At 40.2% G+C, this 22851-nt stretch carries 20 protein-coding genes and 1 pseudogene; 10 read left to right on the forward strand and 11 right to left on the reverse strand.

Annotated features, from left to right (window positions below; translation table 11 throughout):
- Nucleotides 1-317: 317 nt before the first annotated feature.
- Nucleotides 318-1418, reverse strand: a complete 1101-nt coding sequence (locus CUU66_RS03275; RefSeq protein ID WP_101640251.1) for a DUF2515 family protein — start codon at nucleotides 1416-1418, stop codon at nucleotides 318-320.
- Between the two features lie 262 nt (nucleotides 1419-1680).
- Between CUU66_RS03275 and CUU66_RS25270 the strand changes: the two genes are divergently transcribed.
- Nucleotides 1681-1947, forward strand: coding sequence for a helix-turn-helix domain-containing protein (locus CUU66_RS25270; protein ID WP_374702962.1), 267 nt, complete (start codon nucleotides 1681-1683; stop codon nucleotides 1945-1947).
- A 112-nt stretch (nucleotides 1948-2059) separates the two neighbouring features.
- Nucleotides 2060-2419, forward strand: a complete 360-nt coding sequence (locus CUU66_RS25275) for an IS3 family transposase (RefSeq protein ID WP_180955138.1) — start codon at nucleotides 2060-2062, stop codon at nucleotides 2417-2419.
- A gap of 124 nt (nucleotides 2420-2543) precedes the next feature.
- Here the strand turns inward: CUU66_RS25275 and CUU66_RS03290 are convergent, their stop codons facing one another.
- A complete protein-coding gene (locus CUU66_RS03290; protein ID WP_142383696.1) occupies nucleotides 2544-5000 on the reverse strand; it encodes an alpha-amylase family glycosyl hydrolase in 2457 nt (818 codons plus the stop codon).
- A gap of 127 nt (nucleotides 5001-5127) precedes the next feature.
- Here CUU66_RS03290 and CUU66_RS03295 point away from each other — a divergent pair.
- Nucleotides 5128-5556: pseudogene (locus CUU66_RS03295) on the forward strand (IS3 family transposase); the annotation flags it as partial.
- 42 nt (nucleotides 5557-5598) lie between these two features.
- On the opposite strand, the gene CUU66_RS03300 reads toward CUU66_RS03295, so the two are convergent.
- From CUU66_RS03300 to CUU66_RS03315, 4 genes are all read right to left on the reverse strand, one after another.
- Nucleotides 5599-6294 carry a phosphatase PAP2 family protein gene (locus tag CUU66_RS03300; RefSeq protein WP_101640254.1) on the reverse strand — a complete coding sequence of 232 codons (696 nt, stop codon included), beginning with the start codon at nucleotides 6292-6294 and terminating at the stop codon, nucleotides 5599-5601.
- 468 nt (nucleotides 6295-6762) lie between these two features.
- On the reverse strand, nucleotides 6763-7470 hold the full coding sequence (locus CUU66_RS03305) for an EcsC family protein (RefSeq protein ID WP_101640255.1): 708 nt from the start codon (nucleotides 7468-7470) through the stop codon (nucleotides 6763-6765).
- Nucleotides 7471-7568: 98 nt separating this feature from the next.
- Nucleotides 7569-8786, reverse strand: a complete 1218-nt coding sequence (locus CUU66_RS03310; RefSeq protein WP_101640256.1) for an ABC transporter permease — start codon at nucleotides 8784-8786, stop codon at nucleotides 7569-7571.
- The gene (locus CUU66_RS03315) at nucleotides 8779-9522 is read right to left on the reverse strand and encodes an ABC transporter ATP-binding protein (protein ID WP_101640328.1); all 744 of its coding nucleotides are present in this window, start codon (nucleotides 9520-9522) and stop codon (nucleotides 8779-8781) included. Before CUU66_RS03315 ends, CUU66_RS03310 begins: the two co-directional genes overlap by 8 nt.
- Nucleotides 9523-10742: 1220 nt before the next feature.
- Here CUU66_RS03315 and CUU66_RS03320 point away from each other — a divergent pair.
- The 6 genes from CUU66_RS03320 to CUU66_RS03350 all read left to right on the forward strand — a co-directional run bounded on the left by CUU66_RS03320 (nucleotide 10743) and on the right by CUU66_RS03350 (nucleotide 15362).
- On the forward strand, nucleotides 10743-11165 hold the full coding sequence (locus tag CUU66_RS03320) for an HIT family protein (protein WP_101640257.1): 423 nt from the start codon (nucleotides 10743-10745) through the stop codon (nucleotides 11163-11165).
- A 278-nt stretch (nucleotides 11166-11443) separates the two neighbouring features.
- The gene (serC, locus tag CUU66_RS03325) at nucleotides 11444-12526 is read left to right on the forward strand and encodes a 3-phosphoserine/phosphohydroxythreonine transaminase (RefSeq protein WP_101640258.1); all 1083 of its coding nucleotides are present in this window, start codon (nucleotides 11444-11446) and stop codon (nucleotides 12524-12526) included.
- A 121-nt stretch (nucleotides 12527-12647) separates the two neighbouring features.
- Entirely contained in the window at nucleotides 12648-13175 is a 528-nt protein-coding gene (locus tag CUU66_RS03330) for a tryptophan transporter (RefSeq protein WP_101640259.1), read from the forward strand.
- Nucleotides 13176-13656: 481 nt separating this feature from the next.
- Nucleotides 13657-14040 carry a YtxH domain-containing protein gene (locus CUU66_RS03340; RefSeq protein ID WP_101640261.1) on the forward strand — a complete coding sequence of 128 codons (384 nt, stop codon included), beginning with the start codon at nucleotides 13657-13659 and terminating at the stop codon, nucleotides 14038-14040.
- A 330-nt stretch (nucleotides 14041-14370) separates the two neighbouring features.
- Nucleotides 14371-14946 carry an HTH-type transcriptional regulator Hpr gene (locus CUU66_RS03345; protein ID WP_101640262.1) on the forward strand — a complete coding sequence of 192 codons (576 nt, stop codon included), beginning with the start codon at nucleotides 14371-14373 and terminating at the stop codon, nucleotides 14944-14946.
- A gap of 233 nt (nucleotides 14947-15179) precedes the next feature.
- Nucleotides 15180-15362 (forward strand): hypothetical protein, encoded by a 183-nt coding sequence (locus CUU66_RS03350; protein WP_101640263.1) that lies wholly within the window; start codon nucleotides 15180-15182, stop codon nucleotides 15360-15362.
- 67 nt (nucleotides 15363-15429) lie between these two features.
- Here the strand turns inward: CUU66_RS03350 and CUU66_RS03355 are convergent, their stop codons facing one another.
- Entirely contained in the window at nucleotides 15430-15522 is a 93-nt protein-coding gene (locus CUU66_RS03355) for a YjcZ family sporulation protein (protein ID WP_101640264.1), read from the reverse strand.
- Nucleotides 15523-15853: 331 nt separating this feature from the next.
- Here CUU66_RS03355 and CUU66_RS03360 point away from each other — a divergent pair, with 331 nt between their 5' ends.
- On the forward strand, nucleotides 15854-16726 hold the full coding sequence (locus tag CUU66_RS03360) for a peptidylprolyl isomerase (protein ID WP_101640265.1): 873 nt from the start codon (nucleotides 15854-15856) through the stop codon (nucleotides 16724-16726).
- A gap of 498 nt (nucleotides 16727-17224) precedes the next feature.
- On the opposite strand, the gene CUU66_RS03370 is transcribed toward CUU66_RS03360, so the two are convergent.
- The 4 genes from CUU66_RS03370 to CUU66_RS03385 form a co-directional block, all read right to left on the reverse strand.
- Nucleotides 17225-17431, reverse strand: a complete 207-nt coding sequence (locus CUU66_RS03370) for a sporulation YhaL family protein (protein WP_101640267.1) — start codon at nucleotides 17429-17431, stop codon at nucleotides 17225-17227.
- Nucleotides 17432-17542: 111 nt separating this feature from the next.
- Entirely contained in the window at nucleotides 17543-18487 is a 945-nt protein-coding gene (gene yhaM, locus CUU66_RS03375; protein WP_101640268.1) for a 3'-5' exoribonuclease YhaM, read from the reverse strand.
- Between the two features lie 114 nt (nucleotides 18488-18601).
- Nucleotides 18602-21604 (reverse strand): ATP-binding protein, encoded by a 3003-nt coding sequence (locus CUU66_RS03380; protein WP_101640269.1) that lies wholly within the window; start codon nucleotides 21602-21604, stop codon nucleotides 18602-18604.
- Nucleotides 21601-22812 carry a metallophosphoesterase family protein gene (locus CUU66_RS03385; protein ID WP_101640270.1) on the reverse strand — a complete coding sequence of 404 codons (1212 nt, stop codon included), beginning with the start codon at nucleotides 22810-22812 and terminating at the stop codon, nucleotides 21601-21603. The genes CUU66_RS03380 and CUU66_RS03385 overlap by 4 nt, the downstream gene beginning before the upstream one ends.
- Between the last annotated feature and the right edge of the window lie 39 nt (nucleotides 22813-22851).

Genomic DNA, 22851 nt, shown 5'->3' on the forward strand with positions numbered 1-22851 from the left:
TAAGGGCGACTAAGCTTCTGTCTTCGCTATCGCTTGCCAATCAGCAAGTCTTCTTTATCAGGTGTCTGCTTTTCTTTTAGTGTTTTGCCTATACTTAAAAAAGATGACCATTCAGCTTTTGGATGGATCTTTTCTTGAAAAGCACCGTCCTCTGCTTTTCGATCAGGTGAGACCCCACAGGCGATACGCCGAGGAGGCTCACCGCACGCCCCGCGGAAAGCGAGCACCTGGAACGGAAATCAACCTGCCATTAAAAAGCAACAAACTTTGCGAAAAGAGCCTTTTTAATAGTTCGGTGAATCTCGAAAAAAGCCTTTCTATATCACTGACTTGATTTCATTAATGACTTTAATCGCGGCGAGATTATTTTTTACTTTATCGGTGATATCCTCATGCTTCATGATAACCTCTGTCCGCAGATCCTCGATAAAGTCTTTATGGATGAACCAGTCAGAATGAGTTCCAGCTTCAAATGGCCGGTCATTCCAGGCAGACGTGAGAACGGGACTATATATTTTTTTACCTCTTTCTGCAAGGCTGTTAGTAAAAATGGTCTTCCAATAATCGGATCTTGAAGCAGTATGCTCAGTGTTTATAGAAAATTTTGACACTCCCTCCAGTACATCCTTTTTATCAAATAATAGGCTGTACAGTTTTTTACCCGTAAGAATCCGCATAGCGGGATCAGCAAATCGCTCCACTGATAACCCTGTCAACTGATAAGGCCTGCCCAGCCTCTGCTTATATGGAAAAATAACCGTTGTGAATCCAAAAAACTCCTGAAGCTGAAAGTCCAGCCTCGAAAGCAGCTCCGCATGCCCGAAGCGCTTTATAATTCGGTCCTCAATCATTCTCTGCTCGTTGATGATAAGGGCAATCGTCAGCATCTTTGAATTTCCTTCTTTTAAAAATAAATCCCATATAGAATACATAAATCGGGATACATGAAAAATAGGCAGCAGACTTCGTAAAGATAAAGGCTTACGTTTAGCTTCTTCATATAGAAGAAGCTGAGGATATGCATCGGCAAATATTGCTGAATTTGCTCTTTCTAAAAAGATGAAATACGTTTCCTTTTCACTCTCGGTGAACAGATGATCCATTGCTGAGCCTCGTAAGTCCGTCATATGATATCCTCCATTACGAGAGACCATATGTGCTAAAAAGGCCCAATGAATCTCAGGGTTTCTTCGGTAATAGTCTAGATATGCTTTCGTTCTGGTCAGATTATTAAGATTATCTTCGGCGGTTTTATCCCGTATCTTCTTTACCAGACCTTTATCAGATGAGAGCAGAACATTCGGGCCATCCTGTGTACTATAAAAATCTAGGTGCAATCGATTTGTTAAGCCTTCAAATTTCTCAATCTCTAAAATCGGCTGTTCCTTAAGTTCATGTTTTACAAACAGCTGCTGCATAAGACTTGTAAATGCTTGTAAGGAAATTATAAAAAATCACACCCTTTTGGCGGAATAAATGCTTTTTATTACTATATGAGTTTTTCACTGAATACGACTCCATACACAAACAGCCTAACCGTACTGAACTGCACCCTAATTGTTAGACATCATCAACAATTGGAGGTGCTTTTCTTATGGCTAAATTTACGACCGAAGAGAAATTAAATGCTGTAAAGAGCTATTTAGAGGGGAAGAAAGTCAGAAATCTATTGCCGATTGTATTGGGGTAAATAGAGCTGTATTTCAGAATTGGGTAAAGCAATATGAATTCCACGGAGAAAAGGCTTTTGAAAAAAGCTATACATCGTACAATGGGCAGTTTAAACTAAACGTACTTAATTATATGTATAACAACGGGACGTCTCCGAATGAAGCAGCTGCGATTTTCAACATTCCTTCTCCAGGTATGATTCGTAAGTGGAGGATTCAATCCGAATCACATGGAATAGACGCCCTGAACCCAAGAAAAAGGGGCATCCAGCAATGAAGAAAGAAACAAAGAAATCTACACCGGTTGAAGGATCTGTCGAAGCACTAAAAGAGGAATTAGAACATTTACGTATGGAGAATGCATACTTAAAAAAACTGAATATTATTGGGTGAAAAACTTTGATCGTCTGGATCCTGATGTAGAGAATAAGGAATTAATTCAATCGATATATGACGAACACGAGGGTCGTTTTGGCTACCGGCGAATTCGTGATGAACTTAGAAACCGTGGACGCAAAGTGAATCATAAAAAGGTTCAACGTATCATTACACAAAAACATATAAGGAGTGATTTAAAAAGTCACAAAAGACACTATAGGCCTAAACATCCCTTAACAGCTAATGTTTTTCTCCAGACAATAAATATATATGTATATATTAATGTTAGTTTTTTTAATCTATCTAAAACCTTCAGCGAAAAGTTGAAAGTCTTTTCATTTCGCAATAGTAAAAATATTTTTCAAAATTGATAGATGTTTCATGTTCCCAATGGGCTCTATTAGTTTCAGATAAAAAACAGCCAGTATGCTTCCGGGAATTTCGGGGCATACTGGCTGATCTGTTAGCTATCTACTAGACACAAACTGGTAAAGTTTATGCAGCTTTCTTTCGAATATTCTTCTTTGGTTTTTTCACTTCAAAAATCTGTACGGAGTTCGCTTTGCTCGTCACGTATACCTTGCCGTCTTCTGGCTGGATTACTTTATTTGTATTCAAAGCATTTTGTAGCGCTATGCCCGTTTGTCCATTCATTAGTTTGTCTACCTCAATTTCTTTTTCTGTTCCCTTATTAATGATCACAATGAATTGGTCGTCCTTGTTGCTGCGCTCATAAACAATTGTATGGTCGTCTACGTACAATTCCTTGTATGTACCCGTACGAAGCACAGGCTCTGCATTACGCAAACGAATCAGTTTTGTGTAGTAATCCCTTAGCTCAGGATCTTGGTTTTCCTCATCCCACGGCATCATTTCTCTCCAATACCGGTCTTTCCATTCTGAAACCTCATTGTGGTCCCTGCTTTGGGATAGTCCAACTTCTGTTCCGTAATAAATGACAGGAGCACCAGGCAACGTAAATTGCGCAGCCGCTGCCAGCATCAATTTATTTACATCTCCCCCTGATTCAAATAGGAAACGCGGCATATCATGGTTATCCAAGAAAGTTGCCATGATATATTCCGGATGAAACATAGCTTGGTTATCGCGGATTGTCTGGCTAAAAAGCTTCATGGACTGTCCTTTAGCAAATGTGTTGAGCAGCGCCCCCTGCATACTAAAATCAAGCGCGCCATCAAGTTTTCCTGAGTAGGAGTTTATCTTCTCACGACTGTCCCAAACCTCGCCAAAAATGAACGCATTTGGTTTCATTTGCTTCACTGCATGACGGAAGTCCACCCAGAAGCTATAACTCGGTCCTTTCGCATAGTCGAGTCGGAAGCCATCAAAATCAAGCTCTTTTAACCAGTACGGCACAACTGTCTTAAGCATATAATCCCTTGCTTGCGGATTATCATTGTTGAATTGCGGCAATTCACCAATGCCGTAAAACGTCTCATATTTATTTGGCCATTCAATGAAGTTATACCACTGATAGTACGGGCTGTTAACGCCATTTTTCAGGGCATCTTGGAAGAACGGATGCTTGCTTGAGGTGTGGTTTGGCACTAAATCATATACAACCTTCATACCCTTCTTATGAGCTTCCTTGATGATGTTCTTCATGAGCTGCTCATCTCCAAAACGCGGATCGATTTTTGTAAAATTCGCCGGGTGATAACCATGTGAATATGGGCCTTCATAAATTGGGGAAATCCAAATGGTATTTACACCAAGTTTTTTGATGTAATTGAGCTTTTGCTGTATGCCAGCCAAGTCACCACCCATCCAGCCTTTTAGGCGTTCATCGTAAGAGAGGTTCGGATCGACTGGTTCGTTGTTTTTTGAATTGCCATCCATGAACCGATCTACAAACACATGGTAGATGACCGCATCTTTCGCCCAGTCCGGTGTTTGATATTTGTCAACATAATATGCGAATTCCGTTGCGCCTTCTGGCGTTTGGCTGTTTGTATCCGCAAATTGCGAACCTTCTACGTTGCTGTTCCACACATCCACTTTGTACTTCACGCGCGTTTCATTTTTTTGTCCTGGTATTACACCTGTCAAAACAGAGCGTTTCAGCCCGTCAGCCAATTCCTTTGTGGAGACGACCTGCATTGGAACGATTTGACCTTTTGTCACAACTCCGCGTTTTCCAAACGGGGTGGAGCCATCCACTGTATAGTAAATACGCCCGTTATCGATTGGACCAAAATGGTCAACTGTTGTAGTTACCGTAACAGCTTCCTTCTTGCTAGGGATGAATGGCGTATAATTAAAGTTATGGGTTACGTTTTGGGCAACCGGTATCCCCTTCCAGTTTGTCACTACATCTTTCACCACGTGGTTTTCTTCGGAAAAGGCAGCTTGACGCACTTCATCTCTTACTTCCTTAAATTTTTCATCGCCAAGTGCGTAAAAATAAGTGAACGATGTTGCCGGTTCCCCGGTTAATGTCACCGTATAGGTTTGGTCTCCAACCCTTTTCATTTTGATGAGCGAATAATTAAAATTATTCAAACTTGTACCAATTGTAGGCGTTATCCAATCCGGTGTGGACTTCGGGAGAGTTACTTGAAATGTGACCTTGCCCTGTTCCTCAACTAACCGTACATCTACGTTTCGCTCCTCATTCGGGTGATAAACAAATACGTACTTGCCCGTTTGCGGTGGCACAAATTCTAGATTGCTGCCATCCATCCAGTTGTTATCTCTTACGTATTTGAATTCAAGCTTTTTCCCACCTTCAAGAGCAATTAAGTTACTTTTCCAAGTGCCATCCTCTTGTTTCAAGAGCGGGTTATTGTCGGATCCCCAATCAAGCGGAGCCAGGCTTCCTCTTAATACAACCTTCTGATAATCCGCTGCTTCAACCAATTTTGGAAGTGATATCAAAATTACGTTGAGTAACATAACCAACGACATCACGACAGCCATTGTCCTTTTCATTTCTCTTCCTCCTATCCCTTTTCTAGTAAACGCTTTCATTGATGTGACTCTATAATATTTGAATTATAGAAAGCAATCAACACTTAAATGATAATAAAGAAGGCCAATCAAGGAGATAAAAAACAATCTTTCGCCTGTACTGGACTTATTTAATGGTGAAATCATTTCATATACAATCGGTTCCAGGCCCACCTACTCACTCGTTTCTATGATGTTAGAACAAGCTCTTGAACATTTAACAGATAGCGATCCCCTCCTTCTTCATTTTGATCAAGGCTGGCATTATCAAATGAAGCGATATCGTCATGCCCTGTGTGAACGTGGAATAACGCAAAGTATGTCCCGCAAGGGAAACTGTTACGATAACGCTGTCATAGAAAATTTCTTTGGAATCTTGAAATCGGAACTCTTGTATTTAAAGGAATTTGAAAGTGTATAACACTTTAAGCTAGAACTAGAAAAATATATAGAATACTATAATCACAAACGAATCAAGGCAAAACTAAAAGGCCTAAGCCCGGTTCAATACCGAGTTCAGACCTTACAGGCTGCCTAATTAAAGAATCGTTTCTAACTTTACGGGGTCACTTCATGCTGGCTAGGCTGTTTTCTCCGAATTATCCTGAATCTGTTTTCTATTTTTCATATATTCAAATACCATTTCATAGAAGTGAAGCAATACAGCAATCACAATAAATCCAAGAGCATATCCTCCAAGAACATCTGATGGATAATGGACATTAAGATAAATCCGGCTTAATCCTACAAGAAGAATCATGATGAATGCTGCAGCCCAGATCAGGATCTTTAGCCCCTGGGACCTACAATATTTAGTCAGAAAATAAGCGGTCACAAAGTAGAAAATAAATCCAACCATAGCATGACCGGACGGAAAGCTAAAGCCCACCCCATCCACATCGGCTAAAATCGAGGGCCGTTCTCTGGCGATGAACCGTTTTACAAGCTTATTGATCTGATCTCCGCCTGCAACGGCAAGAACCATAGCAGCCATCGCCAAATAATTTTTGCTTCTAAACCATAAAAACGCTAATACCAATAAAGTACCAAGGCCAATGATCGTTTTCGAACCAAATTCCGTTATAAAAGTAAAAAATCCTGAAGCTGAATCTCCTGCAAAAGTCAGCAGCTGTTTCCGGAAGCTCTCATCCATTTGCAAATGTGACTCACTATATACCGCTCTTCCAATAATTAAGAAAATAATGACAGATAAGAACAGGAATCCTGCGAACACCATCGACAGCAGATTCATGCTCTTCTTTGCTTTGTCTTCCATACACTCTCTCCTCTTTACCTGTTCGTACAAAAAAGATTACCAGACCCGGTGGTTTTCAGGTATCGTACTCCTTATATGATATCCTTTAAAAAACATAAAGATGTTATCTCAGTTTACTAAGAACGAGGGTAAAAACAAAGGCTAGGTATTTTTAATGAGCAGGCGGAACTTAATCGCACCGGAAGTTCGCCTTAGAAAAATGTCCTTTTTGAATACTTTTATTATTGGTTGTCGTCTTAGAAATAAATCTAATACTTACACTTACTAAAGTTTATTTCTTTACGAATAAAAGAAAAGAAACGGCTTAGTCGTTTCTCTTAAGAAGGTAGAGTATTGCGAGCATTGCGAGCATCTCTCCTCCACGCATCGGAATTATTCATGATACGGACAGTTTCACTATATCCAGAAAACTTTTTATCACAGAGAGTGGACTGTAGTACAGCATGCAGGCCAATAATTTTCTAATTGCTACCTCAATACCCTCATCCGATAGCAATTCATCGCCGTTTCACCGAGATGGTCGAGAAGGTTGTAGTTCGCATATGCACCTACGAACGCTCCGATACCGGGAACGAGCTGCAGCATTTTGACGAAGTCAATATAATCCCGGTATTCCTGCTGGAACACCCGCCAGTCTACTTCTTTTAGGGTATCTTTATGAGCATCCCAGTTTTCGATGATGGAGAATGTTTCTTTTTTACGTTCATCACTGGAAAACGCAAGCTGAAATATATGAAGAATGAATAAGCGCTCTTCATATGATTTAACATTGAATCCATATAGACTTCCTGCCTCGAATAGGAACTTCATTTTGATTCCCAGGAGCAAGGGGAAATCGGCCAGACCGACGAGCAGTCCTGCTGCCCCCGTTCCGGCACCTTCCCACAAGGCGGTTTTGCGGTATCGTACCACAGCCTCTTTCACCTGCTTCTCTTTTTCTTCAAGAGACATTCCTTCAACTGGCTTTTCCTTTGTAGTCCAGTCAGAACCGGCCAATGTAACTTTAACCATGTTTTTAATGCTGTCGGTAATCACTTCATGTGCTTTTTCTGGAATATAACTATTTATCTTTGTTTGAGCTTTTTTTGATATTCTATTTAGAATGGATGAGCGGGTTTGCATTTTGCTTTTCCATTTATTTAATTCCTCGCTAATTTGCTGTTCATACGTATTCATATTGAACTCCTTCGTTTTGAATTAATAACTTACTACGTACGAATCATGCAAAGGTTTCAATGAAAAAAAGGCCAACAGGGTCATCGGCCTTTGAATCATTATTTTATTTGCAGCTTATCCATTTTCTTTTTGGCATACACTGAGAAAATCAGTAAGAATAAAATCCCCGCAAAAAAACAAATCACAGCGTCGTTCATATACCCTGCCAGCGCGATTACCACTGCCAGTAAGATATTTTGTACAAGCAGGACCCGGTTTAAAAGTGATGCGGCGGCCCTTTTTTTCATAACCTCAGGTAGCGGATAGAGATTCAGCCAGATTTTCAAATCATGATGCCGGGATATCGGCAGAATCTGAATCCCTGTCAAATAGAGAACGAATAGCAGAGTTAGGGCTTTTGCCCAGATGGAAACGAATAGGAAGCTCAAAATGACCCCAATGACCGTCAGCCTGACGGTCAGGCCTAAGTAGTCATTCGATCTTAAATAAGTTCTGGCATAAAGGTACAAATACGATGATGAACCCTTGAACTTAATCGGGGATAAAATCCAGTCGAGCCACTTCCTTCGGGCAACTTTTTCTTTTAACTTTGGTACATCCGTAAATAAGTTGGCCACTCTGTAGAAAGCTGACATCCTTTTCCCTTCAAGACTAATCAGCCGCTCCCATTTCAATGATTTTTTCCTGGTTTCACGATCAAAATACCAAAACAGCAATACTAATACCCCGGCAATAATCAGAGCGAAATAAAAGGGTGCTTCTGAAAAGAATAAATATAAACAAGCTATATTGAGACAAAGCCTGATAAGACGATCCGTCATGAGTGCTTCCGGCTGCTCATATCTTAAGATTCTCCATCTAATCTGAAGGTTCAAGAATTTTAAGACAGCCAGCAGAATAAAGGCAGTTAAAAAATCCCCCATTGATGCTCCGTTCACTCTTGCATGCATGGGCATAAAAGCTGCCAGGATCATTAATAAAAGATAAACTTGCATTACAAAACTGACTCTGATTGATTTTCTAAAATAATGTGTCAGCTTAGTTTCTAACGGCAGCAGAAACACCACATCTGCCTCTTTTAAGAATGTCATTATCGGACTGCTCGTGACAGCCAGTCCAAGTAGTACAGCCATTATTAGGGCGGCTGGGAATTCGGGAGAGAGCGTTTTTACCCATTCACTGTAGTAAAAGCTCAAGCCGCCCACGGCAAAAATCATGACAAAAACAAGGTGTCCATTGAAAATATATTTAAGATATTTTCCAGTTTCCTTTGTAAATCCTCGAAATCGTTCCTGCCACAAAGCATCTTTATTCATGGTCTTGCTCTTCTTTCGTCAGCGCTATGTAGATTTCGTCCAGGTTGGCGCCTGGCATTGAAAACTCCTTTTGCAGGTCCACGAGTTTTCCTTTAGCCCTTATTTTCCCATTATGCAGGATAATAAATGAGTCACAATACCGTTCTGCAGTTGCCAGAATATGAGTGGACATAAGAATACCCGCACCGTCTTCCTTCATTTTGTTCATTAGATCAAGCAGTGATTGTATTCCTAAAGGATCCAGACCTACAAACGGCTCATCCACTATATAGAGGGAAGGCTGGACTAAGAAAGCACACATGATCATGACCTTTTGCTTCATTCCCTTGGAAAAGTGAGCAGGAAACCACTTCAGTCGTTTTTCCATCCGAAACTCTTTCAAGAGGCTGTCAATTCGCTCCTTATAATTCTCCTCACTTAAGCCGTAAGCCATGGCGGTTAATTTCAGATGCTCTTCAAGTGTAAGCTCATCATATAAAATAGGAGTTTCCGGAACAAACGTAAATTCTTTACGGTACATTTCAGGATCGTCACTGAATTCCTTGCCATTTATTTGAATGCTTCCGGCCTTAGGCTCCATCAGACCAATGATATGTTTGATGGTGGTACTCTTCCCCGCACCATTTAAGCCGATTAACCCGACTAATTCATTTTTATTAACAGTGAAGCTGATTTCCTTCAATACAGGGTTTCTCGTATATCCTCCTGTCAGCTGGTTTACTTCTAACAGTGCCATAGCTACATTCCTTTCTTCTTCTACTGCTTTTATATTAACAAATTTTCTTATGGGGACATAGCGGGACAATTCCAAATATCCATAAAATAACAAGTAAGTTTTGGTGCAAATCTGCTTATCATAATGTAGAGGAAGGAATCAGCAATGGTGTTTTAAAAACTTGATGTTCTTAGCATCATTGAAATGGGGTGTCAGTTAAAGATATTTAACTGAATTACATCATTCAAATTTGTCTAGCAAGAAGGAGACGTGATTCTCTTGCACAAGGTATATTTGTTCCAGTGAGGCATTTCTGCACTAAATAGTGCAGAATTAAACCGCTTTATATGTTGTGAAACCTATAAAGAATTGGAGATGTTCCGATTGGACCATATTAGATCTTTCCTAGATAACCATACTTCATAAAAAATGAGGTGTTTATCAAAGAGGACTTTGCCTGAAATAGACGTTTGAGATCTAGATTCCTTCCTCTCCGAAGCAGGGTGGTTGGCAGCCATCCTGCTTTTTTATTGGAAAAGCGGAGAACGGTGCTTTTCTAGAAGTATTCACTTCTATTCCCCATAATTATCCTCCAAGTTGAACCATGACCTTCAAAAGAAAAGCAGACACCTGATAGAAAAGCGGAAAGCGGTGCCTTCCTAAAAAAACTATTTTCAAGCTCCATGAAGAAGAAGTACAAAAAAAAAATATAACCCCCGAAGGAAGGCAGAGACCCGAACAGCATAAGACGAGCAGGCCGTGGAAAGCGTTCTTCTTTCCATGGACTGATTGGCTTATGACTCGAGGGTCTCAGCTTGCAGCTGGACAAAAAGAAAAGCGGAGAACGGTGCTTTTTAAATAGTATTAATACAAAGCACAGTGATGATCCTAAACTATAAAACAGAAAAATAGGAATAAAAAGCAGACACCTGAAAGGCATAAGAAAAGCGGCAGCGTAAGGTCGCTTTTTGCCTTTTGATGGCGATTGGCTTTGACCGAAGGTGTCAGTTCGGAGCTGGACAAATCGAAAAGCGGAAAGCGCTGCCTTCCTAAAAAACTATTTTCAATCGCCATGAAGAAGAAGTACATAAAAAAATATACGCTGCCCGCGAGCTAAAAAGATTTGTTGTATTTAAAATCCTTAATCAGTACGGCTCTTATGACTCCTCCATTTATTTTACTGTCCTCCCTCCACTATGATAAAATTTGGATATCCGTTTCAGGAAAGGATGGTATTAATAATGGGAAATTGTATTTTTTGCAGCATCATCAAAGGTGATATCCCTGCTTCAAAGGTGTACGAAAATGAACATGTGATGGCATTTTTGGATATCAGCCAGGTAACGAAGGGACATACTTTGGTTATTCCCAAGGCACACCAGGAAAATATCTATGAATTAACACCCGAGACAGCAAGCCAGCTTTTCTCCGCTGTTCCTGATATAGCTAACGCCATAAAAAAGGAATTCAAACCAATCGGCTTAAACGTACTAAACAACAACGGGGAGCACGCGGGCCAATCCGTATTTCATTACCATATGCATCTCATTCCACGATATGGAGAAGGAGATGGATTTGGAGCAGTATGGAAAACACACACAAGTGAATATACTCCCGAAAATCTTTCTAACATCGCTGAATCCATCGCTAAACATCTTACATAACACCAGTATAGCCTGCAAGCTCCCTTGCAGGCTTAATTTTTTACTTTTTCAGCCGCCCCTATTTTTATCCAGTCCCGCATCTTCCTCTAAGATGAAAAAACCTGAAGAGCAGCCTAAATCATATCTTACGTTTCAAACATATATGCCTATGCAAAGTTTTTTTTCCAACTATGTTTTTTTGAAAATTTAGTAAGTATCCCTTTAAATTCGAATGCTATATCTGATAGGATAAAGATACAGTATAAAAACTTTAGTGATTTAAAGCGGAGGAGATATGAATGGAAAGAGCCTTAAACTTTAATGCAGGTCCTGCTGCACTTCCTCTTGAAGTGTTAGAAAAGGCAAAGGATGAATGGCTGAACTACAGCGGAACAGGCATGTCCATTCTAGAGATGAGCCACCGCAGCCCTGAATTTGAGTCAGTGTTAAATCATGCTAAAAAACTGCTAACCGAATTGCTGGATATTCCTGAGACTCATGAAGTTCTTTTCCTTCAGGGTGGAGCCTCCCTTCAATTTTCAATGGTTCCCTATAACCTGCTTACAGAAGAAAAAAGAGCTTATTATGTGCTGACTGGGGTCTGGTCAGAAAAGGCACTGGCAGAAGCAAGGAAACTAGGAGAAACAATAACAGCAGCGACGGCAAAGCCGAAAAATTACACCACCATCCCTTCTCTAGATGATCTGCAATTAAGGGCGGATGCTGCGTACCTTCATATAACCAGCAATAATACGATCTATGGAACACAGTGGCCCTCTTTTCCTGATACGGGTTCGATTCCATTAGTCGCCGATATGTCCAGTGACATCCTTAGCAGGCCCTTAGATATCTCGAAATTTGGTTTGATTTATGCTGGCGCGCAAAAAAATCTGGGCCCGTCAGGTGTGACAGTGGTAATCATAAAGAAAGATCTCATCAGGGAAGATGCATCACATCTGCCAGCAATGTTAAACTATCATACGTATTATAAAAATAATTCTCTGTTTAATACTCCTCCTTCATTCGCCATCTACCTGCTGTCCCTTGTTTTAGAATGGACAAAGAAAAATGGCGGCATAGCCGGGATAGAGGATATAAATAGACAGAAGGCTGCTCTTCTTTATAAAACGATTGATGAAAGTGATGGTTTTTATAAAGGACACGCCGAAAAACCTTTTAGATCACAGATGAATGTCACCTTTACATTGCAGAGTGAAGAGCTTACCAGAAAGTTTCTTGCTTTTGCTAAGGAAGAAGGCTTTAAAGGGTTAAACGGGCATCGATCAATCGGGGGCTGCCGTGCATCCATTTACAATGCCATACCGCTGGCTCACTGTGAAAAATTAGCAGACTTCATGCTTCGTTTTAAGAAAATGAATTAGCTTTATCTTTCAATCGTTACATGTTATAATTTTGATCATAATCTTTTTGCGTCAGGCAAGAGTGCACTGGCGGAGAAGATTAATATAAAAAAAGCTTAGAAGAGCATAGGAGAGATGAGAAATGAATACGAAAACACTTGTATCCCTTTCCCTGTTGGTTGGGATTGGAGCAGCCTTACATTTAATTATTCCTGGATTTTTCCTGGGAATGAAGCCTGATTTAATGTTGATTATGATGTTCTTGGGAATCTTCCTGTTTACTGAGAAGAAAAATGTCTTATTACTGGCCCTGCTTACAGGAATTATTTCAGGATTGACTTCAACTTTTCCAGGCGGACTACTGCCAAATATTATAGATAAATTTGTTACAGCCTTTGTTATTTACTTCATCTATGTGGCTGTTAAAAAAAGCAGCTCCGTTTACGCGGTGTGTGCCCTTACTGGGGCCGGTACCTTGATTTCTGGAGCAGTGTTCCTGGGTTCAGCCTTATTAATATCCGGGCTTCCGGGGTCAGCTGGTTTTCTTGGACTATACTCTGTTGTCGTTTTGCCAGCCGCTGTTTTCAATCTAGCAGCTATGGCTATCATATACCCAATGGTCAGCAAGATCTTAAAACGCACCAGCTTACAGCCAGCAATAAAAAATTAAATCATACACATTCAGCCGCCCTTAAAACCGGGCGGCTTTTACTATTCATGAACTTGATAAACTACTCAACAAAAGACCAATAATGAAAAATGCCGCCCCTCCAGCCCCTAAGAGTGCGGCTTTTTTTATAAGCAGGTTTTTAGCCGGGAAGAAAATGGTTCTCAATGAATTCAGAAAAAAATACCCCATTCCTATGGCAAATAAGAAGCTGATAAAATACGATATCGATACGAACGCCTCCACAAGTTCCCTCCCTGATAAAAAAGTTTTCTATTATCATATATGCACCTAAAGCGTTTGTATGTACTTGCATTCATCTTTATCCTCTAAATTTGTAAAACATATTTTTAAATATGTTGTTTTAATATAAAGTTTTTGTGATATACAATTAAGAGGAGAATTATTTTCTTTTTGTGCTTTTAATGAGTAATAAAGGAGTTTTCTTCCTTTTTGTAGAAAAATATAAATATGAGGTGATCCAATGAAAGTCAAATCTCTATTACTAGGCATTCTAACAGGTTCAATCGTGGCAGGTGCAGGTACACTTCTGTCAGCTCCAGCTTCAGGAAAAGATCTTAGAAAACGAATCCAGGAAAACAAGGCAGAAATTCTTGAACTTTTAAACGAAATTAAAGGCAAAGCTTTGGATGTAAAAAATGAAGCTCTATCTGCCTCGCTCACAAGCAAGGAAAGCGTCAAGGCCTTTACCACTGAAGTTAAAAATTTAATGGAAAACTGGAAACAGGATATACAGCCGCATAAAGAGGAAATTCAGCTTAGAATTTCTGAAATTGAAGGAGCAATTCAGGAATTAGAAGGCGTTGTCAGCAAATCGTCCACAGGCGAAAAAGAAAATAAAAAGTAAAGCGGCCGTATAGCCGCTTATACAACTCTCCTTCAGCTTAAGAAAGGCTTGGATATCCAAGTCTTTTTTAAAACATATCCGCATCCCTTTAAACGTTATTTCAGTAAAAAGAATAATTTTCCACTTCTAAGTGTTCAGGCGGAATACAAAGCGTTGAATTTTTCTACATACTTACACTAAGCCTTTGTTTATTGCCGAGTTAGAGCCGTTTCTCTCAAATATCAAGTGAAATTTTCATTTTAAATTCAAAAAATTTTGTTTTTTCGCTTTATAAGTTATTGTTTTATTGTCATAATAAAAGTACACAACTAAAAAGTGGGTGAATCTCGAATGCCTGAAAAAAATTATTCTATGGTAGAGGCGATGCTATTCAGTCAGAGAATAGCGCAGTTAAGTAAAGCGCTTTGGAAATCAATTGAGAAGGATTGGCAGCAATGGATTAAGCCATACAATCTAAATATCAATGAACATCATATCCTATGGATTGCCTACCATCTAAATGGAGCATCTATTTCGGATGTAGCGAAATTTGGAGTCATGCATGTTTCCACTGCTTTTAACTTCTCTAAGAAGCTTGAAGAAAGGGGTCTTCTCCTCTTTTCAAAAAAAGAGACAGATAAAAGGAACACTTATATTCAGATTACCGAAGAAGGCGAAAAAATCCTCCTGGATCTTATGGAAAACTACGACCCTGCTAATAATGCTGCATTTACCGGTGCCCTCCCTTTACGTGAACTTTATGGCAAGTTCCCTGATATGCTGGAGATGATGGCTGTCATCAAAAATATATATGGCGAACACTTTATGGAGATTTTCGAACGCTCTTTTTCCAATATAGAAAAGGAATTTACAGATTTTAATGGAACCCTGATCAAAAAGGAAGCTTTAAATGAAACAAAAAGTTAGCCCTGGCTTCTAGAAATCTATACATCTAATAAAGCGGATAATAAAATAAATCCGCTTTTAGTCCGCTGCCTATTGTTCGGAATTTCACAAAATGATAATCGCCCCTACTCTTTAGGAGTTTCCCCAAAATAATGAAGAAACCTTCGCGTCATACTTCTTACTATCTTTTTTACTCATTTTTTGGTATCGTATTTATACAATTTGTGTTTTTTCATAAAGGAGGGGATTTCAGGTTGGTATCACTTTTTTTCAGTTTACTTGCTATGATCATATTATTCTTTACTAATCAAATGACTGCTTCACTATGTACACAGAAGGAAATCCCTGAAGACCGCCAGCCGGGTGTCTTTCGTACTATTAATATATTAATTACCATTCTTCTAATTTCATCTTATATTGAAGTATTATTTACATAGTCAGGCAGATTTATTTGTATCGATAAAACAAAGGGTGAAGCATTCCGCTTCACCTTTTTTTGTGAGACTAGCAGCACCACCATGATGCACCAATGATGATAAGAAGGATGAAAAGTACAACAAGTAATGCAAAGCCTCCTCCGTAAGCTCCTCCAGACATGCTTTTTCCTCCTTTCAATTTGGAAAAAAGTGAAAATTGGATCCACACTGATCAGGATTCTGATAATACGGTTTTCGTTCAGGTCCTTTATAGCCAAGAGCCTTGCGACCGTAAATCAAGTAAGCTTAAATAAGTGTGCCGGCGTTGAAGCCCCTTCATTTCACTTCAAGGTATCATATGTTCAGAGGAAAGAATTGGATGGGCAAAAGAACTAATTATTTTAAAATAACCAATTATTTTCAAGTATTTTTTTCCCTTGGAATTAATTTATGTTATAGTTAGATTTGTGGATTTACATAGGCCACGAAATAAAGAACGGGAGTTGTTAAGCATGAAGAAATGGGCATTATCCATCGCCGTTACAGCTGGCCTTTTAGGATTAACCGCCTGTAACAATAATGGTGGAGGCTCCGATGCGGTCGTAGAAACCAAAGCAGGAGACGTAACGAAGGACGAGCTATATAATTCAATGAAAACCCGCTATGGTAATAAAGCACTTCAAGAACTTGTTTATGAAAAAGTTCTCTCTGAAAAATATAAGGTTTCCAATAAAGAAGTTACTGAAAAAGTAGACAAGGTTAAAGCGGAGCTTGGCCCTCAATTTGCCATGGCTCTTCAGCAATACGGCTACAAAGATGAAGCCGATCTAAAACGCTCATTCAAAATTGGACTTCTTCAGGAAAAGGCAGCTATTAAAGATGTAAAAGCAACGGATAAAGAAGTAAAAGATGCTTATGACAGCTTTACACCTGAAATTAAAGCACGCCACATCCTTGTTCAAGACGAAAAAACAGCTAAGGAAGTTAAAGCGAAGCTTGATAAAGGTGAAAAATTCGAAGATCTAGCGAAGAAATACTCAAAAGACCCTGGTTCTGCTGAAAAGGGCGGCGATTTAGGATGGTTCGGACCTGGCAAAATGGTTCCTGAATTCGAAAAGGCTGCTTATAAGCTGAACAAAAACCAAATCAGCAATCCAGTTAAAACAGAGCACGGATACCACATTATTCAAGTGACAGATAAAAAAGAAAAGCAGAGCTTTGATAAAATGAAGAAAGATCTGGAGTATCAAGTAAAAGTATCCAAGCTTACACCGGAAATTGTTCAAAAAGCAATGGATCGTGAGCTGAAAGCAGCTAAGGTTGAGATCAAAGATAAAGATCTTAAGAACGCATTAGATGCCGCTCCAACTGAAACTCCTCAGTAAGAGAGAAACATGCATATATACAAAAACAGGGACGAATCTACAGAATTCGTCCCTGTTTTTTATTTTGGCTCTTTTCTAAAAAGATAGTTGTTTTTTTAAGTTCTGTGAACTTACCCTATTGTTAAATATGTTGATTGGAACGTAAGGTGCGAGACTCCTGCGGGAGCAGCGGGTATGTCCAGCTCCGGACTGACACCTTCGGTCATAAGCCAATCGCCATTAAAAGGCAAAATCGGCCTTTTACTGCCGCTAGTCTTATGCCGGTCAGGTGTCTGCTTTTCTTTTAGCGTCTTGCCTCTAATAAAAAAGATCATCATTCAGCTTTTGGATGGATCTTTTCTTGAAAAGCACCGTCCTCCGCTTTTCGATCAGGTGAGACCCCGCAAGCGAAGCCGAGGAGGCTCAGCGCCCGCCCCGCGGAAAGCGAGCATCCTCACGTTCCAATCACCCTTGTTCAATAACAACAAAGTTTGCGAAAACAGCATTTATTTTCCAGGATTAAACAATTAATTCAGTATCTATATCTTCTTCAGCAACAGTGATCCCCTGACGTTTTCGCTTCTCTTCTTCCATTCTATCCATATACTTTTTTCCTTCTTCTTCAATCCAGGCCATTTCAAGCTTTTTGTCATCTCTTGCTGTTTTAACCGTCATAAATGCACTGCTGACAATCCCCGCAATGACAAACCAGATCCACACAGGCATTCTTTTCTCCCCTCCCCTATACGGGTTTGTCCTTCTACTCCCTAATCTATGCCCAGGGTAAATAAAATATGCCTCTCCAGAGATTGAGAGGCATATGGCAGAACTACTATATTATTTTTGGAATGCCGGCTTATAGAATGAGCGGTTCTCAAGGGCAAAAACCCTTTCCGAAAATTCTCCAGGCTTCACTCGTTCAAGTGCTCTGTCCAGCATATTAATTTTGGCGTCCAGGTTGTCAATGTAATGGAGTACTTCTGCTTCTCTAATCATCGGTGGCTTCGGGCTTCCCCATTCAGCTTTCCCATGATGAGATAGAACCAGATGCTGCAGGACCATAATCTCTTCTCCCTGGATACCTAGTTCGTCCGCAGCTTTTCCTATTTCATTAACCATGATCGTAATATGGCCAAGCAGATTGCCTTCTACGGTATAACTTGTTGAAATCGGCCCGGACAGCTCAATGACTTTGCCTAAATCATGCAAAATCACGCCTGCAAACAGCAAATCTTTGTCCAGGTTAGGATAAAGTGCAGCGATCCCTTTTGCCAAATCCAGCATAGAAACCACATGATAGGCAAGCCCAGACATAAATTCATGATGATTTTTCGTTGCTGCAGGATAGGTAAGGAACTGCTGATAGTGCTTTTTAAGCAGATGGCGTGTGACGCGCTGAATATTAGGATTTCTCATTTCAAAGATATATTGTGTAATTTTATCAGCCATGATATCCTGGCTGATTGGAGCTGTAGGAATCAGCTCGGACAGATTAACCGAATCATTTTCATTGGTCAGTCTGATATTCCTGATTTTCAATTGGCTTCTGCCGCGGTAATTCTGTACTTCCCCGGAAAGCTTTACAGTGCTTTCTGGACTATAATTTTTTTCATCTTCTTCACTGATATCCCATAATTTAGCTTCGATTTCTCCCGATTTATCAGAAAGATAAAGCGTTAAGAATGGTTTGCCATTGCTTGCAATGCCTTTTACACTGCTTTTAATAAACATATATGCATCAATTGACTCGCCAACTCCATAATGGACAATCCCTTTTTCCATCCAATTCTCCTCCGTATTTTTGCTAATTCATAGTATACCATACTGATAGATGCTTGATGAAATCCAGTAATATGCTTCTTCATAGTTACAAATACTTCCGGAGTCAGCAGAATGTTAAAACGCAGCCTGGGACATGTCCGTTTTTTGTAAATGAATAACATGTTCCTCGGGAAAGGCTGATAATACATGTTCATGGCATGTAAAAAAGATGATTTGATGATGCTTCTGAATGTCGGTAAGAAGCTGCAGCATCCTTTTCGTTCTTGCCTGGTCAAAATTCACAAAGCCATCATCAATGATGATCGGGCATGTGTCTTCTTCTGTAGTGAATAAAGCAAGGGCCAGCCGGATGGATGCATATGCCTGCTCTGCGGTACCTCTGCTGACTTCACCCGCTTCATATAGGACTCCGCTTTTATGTTCAAGAAGAAGCGTGCCCGCCTCAGAATTTAAGTGAATAGCTGTATAATTCCCCTCAGTCAGGTAAGTAAAATAATGAACAGCCTGCTCCAGCACTCTAGGAAACTTCTCATTTTTAAACTTATCAATCGTCTTTGTGAGCATCGTTTTTGCAAGTGCATACTTTGCCCATGTTTTTGCCTCTTCACGAAAAGCCGACTTTTTCTGATGAAACTTATGCAAAAGCTCCGAATACGTTCCGCCTTCTTCTAATTGATTGATTTTTAACTCAATTTCCGCTGCCCTTTTAATGAAAGATCCTGCTTCCTCTATCTTTTGGCGCCGGGTTTCTTCTAAATTGGCAATCGTGTACTCATTTACCTGTTGTTCGCTGCATTCTTCTATGGTAAGTGAAGAGAGTGTAGAATTGGCAAGCTGAATCTGGGTATTCCTGTAATCATTCCTCGCCTCTTCTGCTTCGAGCCACTTTTTATGAATTTCCCTGAAGTCAGGCTCATTTTTTACAGATGCCTGGCTATATAGTTCTGCCAGTTCACCCTCAATATAAGCTATTTTTTGTTGACTATCTTTTATCAGCTGATGAACAGTTTCATGCTGGGCTTGTACCTGTTTCCAAACTTCTGCATTTTCTTTATATGTTTGAAGTGACATTTTTATTAGAGTTGCTGCTTCACGCCATGACTGAGGAGACCCTTTAAGCATTTCAGCATAAAGAAGTAGCTCCTGCTTTATTTGATTTGTACACTTTGCTAGTTCTTCCTGGTCTCTTTTCAGCTGGTTAAGTTCAACTACATTAGCCTTTGCTTTAGAGAGTGTATCAAAAACGGATTTCAAGTGATGAAGTTCTGTATTCTCCGGAAAATGAAGCTGAATAAATGAGCGTTTTATTTTATTCTCCAGTTGTCTCCAATCACTTTCCCATCTTTCAAAGGAATCAATGATTCTATGGAAAGAGAGTTCCTGTTCACGATATTCAACTTCTTTATCACGGATTGACTTACGAAGCTCTACTTCCCGGTTCAGGACATTCTCCATAGATGAATCCCACTTATCATGAGTAAATCCGGATGATTGCACCTTCTTTTTTTGTTCCTCGAGATCTTTCAGCTCCGATTCCAATTCTTCTGCCAATGAATCAGTGCTCAGGAAAGACCGTGATACTAGAATAAAAACCCCTGCTATCAAAAATAGACCCAGCATCAGATATTCCTTGGAATAAATGGCAAAGGCAGCGAGCAAGCCAAATAAGAGGAGAGCTGTCAGTCTGAAAACGGACTGTTTTTTTGTTCTTGTTTCGTGTGCTTTGTTTTGCTGTTCTAACTTGATGGTCATCTTCTTAATTTGGTCAAGCAGAAGCTCTTTTTTTATGCCTTCAGCTTCAGCACTTTTGAAGGCATCCTTCTTTTTCTCCAGAACTTTTCTCTGCTCATCAGGCAACAGCTGAGATTTTAATCCGCTTATGCTTTTCTCCGTTTGTTCAAGAGTATTTTTCGCTTCCTTCAGCCGCTCGTCCAACTGTTCTCTAACATGAAGGTTTTTCTGTCTTTCCAGATCCAACGCATATATGGCTTCCCTGGTAAAGGTGCTTGTATCCACTTCCAGCACTTCACTCAGAGAAAGGGAACAGTGGATATCATTCATTAACTGATCATGAATGGCGGTCTTATTTTTAATTTGCTGCTCAACCTGCTCTCTTTCCATTTCTTTTTGTTCAAGAAATGGCAGCTTTTCCATCAAAAGCTGAAGCTCAGCTTCTTTTTCTTGAATTGCAGAATCTACAGTCAGCTGTGCCAGTTTGTTGGTTAGTTCCTGCACTTTGACAGCATTAGCTGCCTCTTCTGCTTCAAAATGGCTTTTTAAATTGAGCAGTTCCTGCAGACGGCTCATCCCATCTACGGGAAAATGAAGAGTGCCAGCATCCTGAAGCTTTGAATGGAGGATGGTTTGTTTTTCCAGCAAGGGTCTGATACGCAGATATTCTTTGAACGCATGCAATTGCTTTTCAGCAGCTTCCGTCAGGATCTTTGTCTCTTCGATCTGATTTCTTATATGGGTCAGCTCAGCCTGCAGCATGCCGTAATCCTTTTGAGCATCCTGAGACTTTTTCAATTCCGCCTGGAGCTGCTTCAGCTCCTGCAGCTGAACGTTGAGCACCGGCTTCTGCCCGGCCGGCTTAAATAGGGAATCCATCTCTTTTTGAATCTTACTTTCAGCAGAAACTAAAGCATCATTCCCAATCATTCCAGCCGACAATAAATATTTTCCTATATCATTTTCATTAATTTTGCGAAGACCCTGCAGTCCTGTTAAATCAAAAGAATAGATGGATTGAAAAGTTGTTCTGTCAAAGTTGTGTACGATATTCTTAAGGATCTCCTCGCCCCCTATCCCGCCTCCTGGAAGCGTGACCGTTACATCCCCTGCGGCTTTCCCTTTCACTCTTTCAATACTAACCGTCCCGAATCTTCTTGTATCTAAGATCATCCTGCCGCCGTATTTGGAATGATGTTTAGGTTCATACCTGGCAATGTTCTGCTGTTTCGTCGGAAACCCAAATAGAATGCTATGAATGAATGACATAATTGTGGATTTGCCCGCCTCATTTTCACCAAAAAACACTTGCAGATCAAGAAGATCTGTAAACGAGCGATTCTCTATTTTTCCATATCCATAAATATGCAGTTCCTTAATTTTCATTCTATACCTCCCTTAAGAAGCTGAAGGACAAGCTTTGTTGATTCATCTTTAATGTCACGCAATTCTTCTTCTTCCAAACTCTCCAAATGCCTTTTAGCCTGCGGATGTTTAAAGAGAATCCCAAGCGCATCATCCTGATCCAGTTCCCCGCTGTCTGCTAGGGTTAAAAGTTGCCGAATGAACGGATTAGATGATTTATACAGCACTTCTTCCGTTTGGGTTACCTTCAATGAATAAGGCCAGATGAAGTCCTCCTCCATCAGATCTTCCTGAAGAATTTCTAATAGTTCCTTAGCGCCTTCCATGATCTCTTCCGAGGCTGTGTGGAGTTTCACATCTAATTCCAGCAAAGTGCCTTTTCCCTCTCTGCCTGCTGAATCGATATGCTCCCGGCAAAGAGTTATCAAGGTATCATAACTTATTTCCCCGGTTATTTCGATTTTCTTTCTGTCCCAAATAATATCGGATGTCTCTAGAAAGGTCTTTTCAATGTGATTGGATGAAAGCTGTACTAGATAGCACCCTTTTTCACCGGCTTCTTTTCGGTGCCTTCCCTGAATATTACCGGGATATAAGATCCCAGGATACTCGTAAAGCTCCTGCCGCATATGAATATGGCCCAGCGCCCAATAATCCAGGTCTTTTTCAATTAACTCCGGCAGAGTAAACGGAGCATACTGTCCATGTGATGTCTGGCCATCAAGATTACCATGCAGCATGCCGATATGGAAATGGGCGCCTTCCACTTTTATATACCTTTCTGACATCCGTTCGTATACATGACGCTTCCCATAGCTGAATCCGTAGATATGTATGATTGTTCCATCCTGCTTTTCCAGCACTTTCACTTCATTCTCCGACGAAAAAATATGAACATTCGGCGGAAAGGAAATCTTGACCCAGCTTCCACTTAAATGATCATGATTCCCATGGATGATATACACCGGTATGCCATGAGCCTGCAGCCGCTCCATTTCTTTTCTAAAGCGGACCTGTGCCCGTATACTCCGGTTTTCTCCGTCATAAAGATCTCCGGCAATTAGCATAAAGTCCACTTTATGATAAATTGCAGCGTTTACTACTTTTTCAAAAGCAGCAAACGTCGATTCTCTTAATCTCTCCAAAAGTCCTTCCGGAAGTTGCCTCAAACCAGAAAAAGGACTGTCTAAATGTAAATCTGCGGTATGTATAAACGTAATTTCGCTCATGATTCACCTTCCTGAAATAGTAGAAAAGCGCGAAGCACC

The sequence above is a fragment of the Peribacillus deserti genome, from assembly GCF_002863585.1.
Classification (GTDB): domain Bacteria; phylum Bacillota; class Bacilli; order Bacillales; family DSM-1321; genus Paraperibacillus; species Paraperibacillus deserti_A.

Bases quoted from the DNA above. Each gene is read 5' to 3' on its own strand.
- CUU66_RS03275 (WP_101640251.1), bottom strand. From the start codon at position 1,418: ATGCAGCAGCTGTTTGTAAAACATGAACTTAAGGAACAGCCGATTTTA.
- CUU66_RS03290 (WP_142383696.1), bottom strand. From the start codon at position 5,000: ATGAAAAGGACAATGGCTGTCGTGATGTCGTTGGTTATGTTACTCAAC.
- CUU66_RS03300 (WP_101640254.1), bottom strand. From the start codon at position 6,294: ATGGAAGACAAAGCAAAGAAGAGCATGAATCTGCTGTCGATGGTGTTC.
- CUU66_RS03305 (WP_101640255.1), bottom strand. From the start codon at position 7,470: ATGAATACGTATGAACAGCAAATTAGCGAGGAATTAAATAAATGGAAA.
- CUU66_RS03310 (WP_101640256.1), bottom strand. From the start codon at position 8,786: ATGAATAAAGATGCTTTGTGGCAGGAACGATTTCGAGGATTTACAAAG.
- CUU66_RS03315 (WP_101640328.1), bottom strand. From the start codon at position 9,522: ATGGCACTGTTAGAAGTAAACCAGCTGACAGGAGGATATACGAGAAAC.
- CUU66_RS03320 (WP_101640257.1), top strand. From the start codon at position 10,743: ATGGGAAATTGTATTTTTTGCAGCATCATCAAAGGTGATATCCCTGCT.
- serC (WP_101640258.1), top strand. From the start codon at position 11,444: ATGGAAAGAGCCTTAAACTTTAATGCAGGTCCTGCTGCACTTCCTCTT.
- CUU66_RS03330 (WP_101640259.1), top strand. From the start codon at position 12,648: ATGAATACGAAAACACTTGTATCCCTTTCCCTGTTGGTTGGGATTGGA.
- CUU66_RS03340 (WP_101640261.1), top strand. From the start codon at position 13,657: ATGAAAGTCAAATCTCTATTACTAGGCATTCTAACAGGTTCAATCGTG.
- CUU66_RS03345 (WP_101640262.1), top strand. From the start codon at position 14,371: ATGCCTGAAAAAAATTATTCTATGGTAGAGGCGATGCTATTCAGTCAG.
- CUU66_RS03355 (WP_101640264.1), bottom strand. From the start codon at position 15,522: ATGTCTGGAGGAGCTTACGGAGGAGGCTTTGCATTACTTGTTGTACTT.
- CUU66_RS03360 (WP_101640265.1), top strand. From the start codon at position 15,854: ATGAAGAAATGGGCATTATCCATCGCCGTTACAGCTGGCCTTTTAGGA.
- CUU66_RS03370 (WP_101640267.1), bottom strand. From the start codon at position 17,431: ATGCCTGTGTGGATCTGGTTTGTCATTGCGGGGATTGTCAGCAGTGCA.
- yhaM (WP_101640268.1), bottom strand. From the start codon at position 18,487: ATGGAAAAAGGGATTGTCCATTATGGAGTTGGCGAGTCAATTGATGCA.
- CUU66_RS03380 (WP_101640269.1), bottom strand. From the start codon at position 21,604: ATGAAAATTAAGGAACTGCATATTTATGGATATGGAAAAATAGAGAAT.
- CUU66_RS03385 (WP_101640270.1), bottom strand. From the start codon at position 22,812: ATGAGCGAAATTACGTTTATACATACCGCAGATTTACATTTAGACAGT.